This is a genomic window from Streptomyces sparsus, assembly GCF_054776295.1.
Map to the genome: position 1 here is coordinate 1 of NZ_BAAHCA010000397.1, position 4,410 is coordinate 4,410.

A 4,410-nucleotide genomic window follows, 5' to 3' on the forward strand; every position below is an offset into this window, starting at 1 on the left:
CCTCATCTGCTACAGACGTCTCAAAAAGACCCGCTCATGATCGTGTTACGAGTTCTTAACGAGCTGGTGCGCGGTTGGCGGTGAGACGTCGTGAACTTCGGTGTGGCCCGTGTTCACGTCTGCCTTGTGGAGCTCAGGTCCACGGTCTGCGAGTGGGACAGCAGGCCGGCGATGGCTTGGATGGTGTCACTCATATGCTCGCGGCGGCCGAGGTGGCGGGCCAGAGCTCGCCAGTTTTTCAGATGGGCGATGCCGTGCTCGACACGGATACGGCGTGAGGAGTGCGCCTTGCGCTGTCGCTCGTGCATCTCCTCGTACCAGTCAGGGGCGTTCTTCTTGAACTTGCGGTGCGGTGGTGTCACCACCCGGCCACCGGTCTGGGCGCCCAGTCCCTGATAGCCGGCATCGGCGAGGACTCGACCGCGGGCCCGTCGGCCAGGAGCCTGACCAGCCCTAACTGGCGGGCGTGGGTGATGTCCGCGCAGCTTGCGGGACGGGCCGGGCTGCACCACAGGACGCGGCCTTCGCCGTCTGTGACCACCATGGACTTGACGGCGTTCTGCTTGTTCTTGCCGGAGATGAACTTGCCGCGACCCTTGCGTCCGGCGGCCGGGCGGCGCACCCGAATCTCGGTGCCGTCAACGATGCCGGCCGTCCCGCTCGCGCCGAGATGGTCGACGACCTCGGCCAGAGATCGCAGCCGCACGTCGGGGCTGACGGTGCAGCCTCGCTCGGCGAGCAGGGGCCGCACCTCGCCGATGGCCCGGGTGATGGTGGAGCGGTCCACTCCGAACCAGCAGGCCAGCACGTCGTGGGTGAGCCCGTGACGAAGGTGGACCAGCGTGGCCAGGAGGCGGTCGACGAACACCAGCCGGTACTTCGCGCCGGCGCCCATGGCCCGCTTCCGCGGTCGAGCGGCAAGCCTCGCCTGGTGACGCTCGTGCCACAACGGGCCGATCTCCTCGACGAGTTCAGCAATCACTCTGGCAGTCAGCCCTGTGATCCGCCGATTGCTGATGATCACCGCACGCGTCGAGTTCCCCACCACCCGACCATGATCAACCATCCCGACTCGACGTCTCACCGCCAACCGCGCACCAGCTCGTAACGGGTTGGTGCGTGATAGCGGGTGAGGTGTGTTTGGCCTGGTCGTGGCCTGTCTTCAGGTGGTGGCGGTGCGGTCTGAGACGAGGTCGGCGATGGCGCGGTAGGTGTCGGGCAGGCGGTCGCGGCGGTGGGTCCAGCGCGTCAGTTGTTTCCAGCGTTTGTGGTCGGCGAGGGCGTGTTCGACGCTGATGCGGTCGGACGAATGGTCGTGGCGGTCGCGTTCCCACTGTTCAACTCTGCTGGGCAGTGCTCCCGGCCGCGGCTTTCTGGGCGGTGTGATCGCTTGTCCTCGGTGGTCGCGACTGAGACCGAGGTAGCCGTCGTCCAGGAGGACCTCGACGTCGGAGAAGTGTTGGAAACAGACGGTGATGCCCTCGTTGCGCGTGGCCGCGACATCGTGCATACGTCCAGGTCGCAGGGCATCGGTCCATAACGTGCGGCCCCGCCAGTCGGCAACCACGGTGGCCTTCATGGTGTTCTGCTTCTTCTTGCCGGAGACGAACGCCCGGCGACCGCCTCGGTTGGCCGGCGGTCTGCGGACCTGGATCTCAGTGGCGTCCAGCCGCAGCTCGATGCCTTCGGCCTGGGCATAGGCGAACACGTCCGGCAGCGTCCGCAGACGCAGGCCGGGACGGTCGGGGACCGCGCACCCCCGCTCGGCCAGGAGGTGACGTATCTCCCCGATCGCGCGGGTGATGGTGGAGCGGTCGACGCCGAACAAGAGGCCAAGGACCGAATGCGGCAGATCATGGCGCAGATGGATCAGCGTGGCCACCAGCCGGTCGACGAACACCAGCTGGTGACGGGCGCCGGCACCCGCGGCCCGCTTCCTGTTCCCGCCTCGTGCAGCATGGCGGCGGCCTTCGACACCGGCCTGCCACGGCACGGCCAACTCCCCGATCAAACAGGCCAGATGATGCCGCGAGACTCCGATGAACAGCCGACTCGCCAGGACCGCCCGATTGACCATGATCGCCACAGACGGATCATGCCACCTGCCAGCAACGACGCCTCATCCGCTATCACGCACCAACTCGTTAGATCGCCCTCATGCTCTGGACTTCAGCGCAGTTGGCGCAGACGTATGTGCCCTGCCCTCTTGTCACGCCTTGCCGCGCGACTGTGCCATCTCCCGGTCGTGTTTGATGTACCGGTCCAGCTGGACCGCCAGAGCTTCAATGGCCTCATTGTTGCGCTTGGCCCACTTTCGCGCGCTGGCCTTCTTGTTCCTCTTCTTCTTCCGGCCCGTGAGTGTCCGGCGGGTTACCTTGGTCATGTCGCGGCTCGCGTCATCAGTCCGGTCGAGCAAGTCGTCGATCAGGTTCTTCCTTCGCTTTCTGGCCATGTCCGGTATCTCCCGTCAATACAGAGTGAGTGGCAGCCCCCAGTCGAGACACACACTGCTGGGTGCCACGTCCAGAACACTCCACAGGAACGCGGAGGGCAAGAGGTTCGGGAGCTCCTGGGCGTGCGCGCGTTGCACGATCAAGGGTGACGTTCGACTGCAGTTCCCCACAGCAGCACCGTGTGCAACTGGCCCCGCAGACGGTGGCTTTGTTCCGGGCGGCCAGGCTCCCCTCGCATGTCAGGCCCGAACGGGAAGCCAGCTCAGGGTAGCTACCGCCATTGGATATCGGGGGTCAGGATGAACCCGCACGTGTCAGGCCCGGCGCCTGCGGTCTGCCGTCGGCCTTCAAGATCCTTGAGTGACAGGGCAACTGCACGCGAAACATTGGGCTGACCCGCCGCCCACGGATTCGCGGACTGCACACGGAGGGGCGGTGATCACGCCCGCGCCTCCGGAGCGACACACCGGGCCATCCTTCGTATGTTCAACGCGCTCACGTCCGCGACACGTCGCCACCGGTGCACGTTCTGGCCCTCGGGTACACGCTTACGACGTCCGCCTCCTGCTGTGGCCGGAGTGAGTGCGAGCCCTCTCGATTCGGACGATGGCGCCTGCGGCCTCGTCAGCTCGGATTCCGCATGCAGGCATCGCATCGTGCATGGTACGGCGCCCCCGTCCCGCAACGTACTGCAGCGTCACATGAATGAGGACCTGAAGCACCGAGGGGCGGCCGTTGCCCCATGGATCGGGGTGCCGAGCCCTGGTTCCCGCATCAGCGGACTGGGGGCCTACCGGCCCACAGAGGTAGTGACCAATCAGCGTGCGTCCACCGCAACCGGGGTGAGCGCAGAGTGGATCTCCGACAGGGTGGGAATTGAAGAACGCCGGCACGCCTCGAAGGCCGAGACTGTAGCGGCCATGGCCATCGCTGCAGGGAAGGAAGCACTGGCGGACTGCGGAGCCACCCTCGACGACATCGATGTGGTACTGCTTGCGACCTGCTCCATGCCTTCCCCCATGCCCAACGGGGCCGCGCAAGTCGCCGCAGGTATGGGCATCACGGCTGTGGCCGGTTTCGATCTCAACGCCGCGTGTTCGGGGTTCTGCCACGGTCTGGCGGTCGCTGACGGCCTGGTCCGGGCCGGGTCCGCGCGGGGCGTCCTGGTCATCGGCTCCGAGCGGATGACCGACTGGGTAGCACCTGAAAATCGTGACACCGGCCCGATCTTCGCAGACGGGGCAGCAGCGGCACTTGTGGTTCCTTCAGCGGACACGTCGATCTTTCCTGTCGCGTGGGGGAGCGCCGGTGCACAGGCGGACCTGATCCGTATCCCCAGCGCGACAGGGCGGATGGAGATGGCGGGGAGAAAAGTCTTCCGATGGGCCACCGCCGAATTGCTGGGTGTCATGGAGGCGGCCTGCGAGCGCGCGCGTCTGCGGCCGGCGGACCTACGGGCTTTCGTCCCGCATCAGGCCAACCTGCGCATCATCAACGCCCTGAGCCAGAGCCTGGACGCACCGAACTTGGTGACCGCCACCGATGTGATCAACGCAGGCAATACCTCAGCCGCGTCCGTCCCACTCGCTTTGCACACCCTGCGTCAGAGCGGCCAGGTGGATCGCGGTGACCCCGTTCTTCTCTTCGGCTTCGGTGCGGGCCTGTCCTACGGGCACAAGTGGTTTTGTGCCCGTAACCGAAACCGTGTCGACCCCAAAGCCCGAGAAAAGGAGCAGCCCGTGCCCGCCCAGCCCGACACCTTGGTACAGGTTAAGAACATCATCTCGCTCCTCAGCGAGCGACCGACCGAAGACATCAAGCCGGATGACAGGATTCTGGAAGATCTCGACCTGGACTCGTTGACCATTACGGAATTGGCACAGCGACTCGAGAACGTGCTATGAACTCGTAACACGATCATGAGCGGGTCTTTTTGAGACGTCTGTAGCAGATGAGG

The 4,410-nt window shown here is 65.4% G+C and carries 5 protein-coding genes; 1 reads left to right on the forward strand and 4 read right to left on the reverse strand.

The window, feature by feature from the left end; all coding sequences use genetic code 11:
- Positions 1-113: 113 nt before the first annotated feature.
- The 4 genes from ACYVE9_RS17110 to ACYVE9_RS17125 form a co-directional block, all read right to left on the reverse strand.
- Positions 114-365 carry a transposase gene (locus tag ACYVE9_RS17110; protein WP_461028736.1) on the reverse strand — a complete coding sequence of 84 codons (252 nt, stop codon included), beginning with the start codon at positions 363-365 and terminating at the stop codon, positions 114-116.
- Positions 359-982: a transposase gene (locus ACYVE9_RS17115; RefSeq protein WP_461028737.1), complete on the reverse strand. Its 624-nt coding sequence runs from the start codon at positions 980-982 to the stop codon at positions 359-361. The genes ACYVE9_RS17110 and ACYVE9_RS17115 overlap by 7 nt, the downstream gene beginning before the upstream one ends.
- 180 nt (positions 983-1,162) lie before the next feature.
- Positions 1,163-2,077 carry a transposase gene (locus tag ACYVE9_RS17120; RefSeq protein WP_461028740.1) on the reverse strand — a complete coding sequence of 305 codons (915 nt, stop codon included), beginning with the start codon at positions 2,075-2,077 and terminating at the stop codon, positions 1,163-1,165.
- Between the two features lie 132 nt (positions 2,078-2,209).
- Complete coding sequence (locus ACYVE9_RS17125) at positions 2,210-2,452, reverse strand: hypothetical protein (protein ID WP_461028738.1); 243 nt, start codon at positions 2,450-2,452, stop codon at positions 2,210-2,212.
- An 810-nt stretch (positions 2,453-3,262) separates the two neighbouring features.
- On the opposite strand from ACYVE9_RS17125, the gene ACYVE9_RS17130 reads away from it, so the two are divergent.
- Positions 3,263-4,357 carry a beta-ketoacyl-ACP synthase 3 gene (locus ACYVE9_RS17130; protein WP_461028739.1) on the forward strand — a complete coding sequence of 365 codons (1,095 nt, stop codon included), beginning with the start codon at positions 3,263-3,265 and terminating at the stop codon, positions 4,355-4,357.
- The last annotated feature ends 53 nt before the right edge of the window (positions 4,358-4,410 follow it).

Bases quoted from the DNA above. Each gene is read 5' to 3' on its own strand.
- ACYVE9_RS17120 (WP_461028740.1), bottom strand. From the start codon at position 2,077: ATGGTCAATCGGGCGGTCCTGGCGAGTCGGCTGTTCATCGGAGTCTCG.
- ACYVE9_RS17125 (WP_461028738.1), bottom strand. From the start codon at position 2,452: ATGGCCAGAAAGCGAAGGAAGAACCTGATCGACGACTTGCTCGACCGG.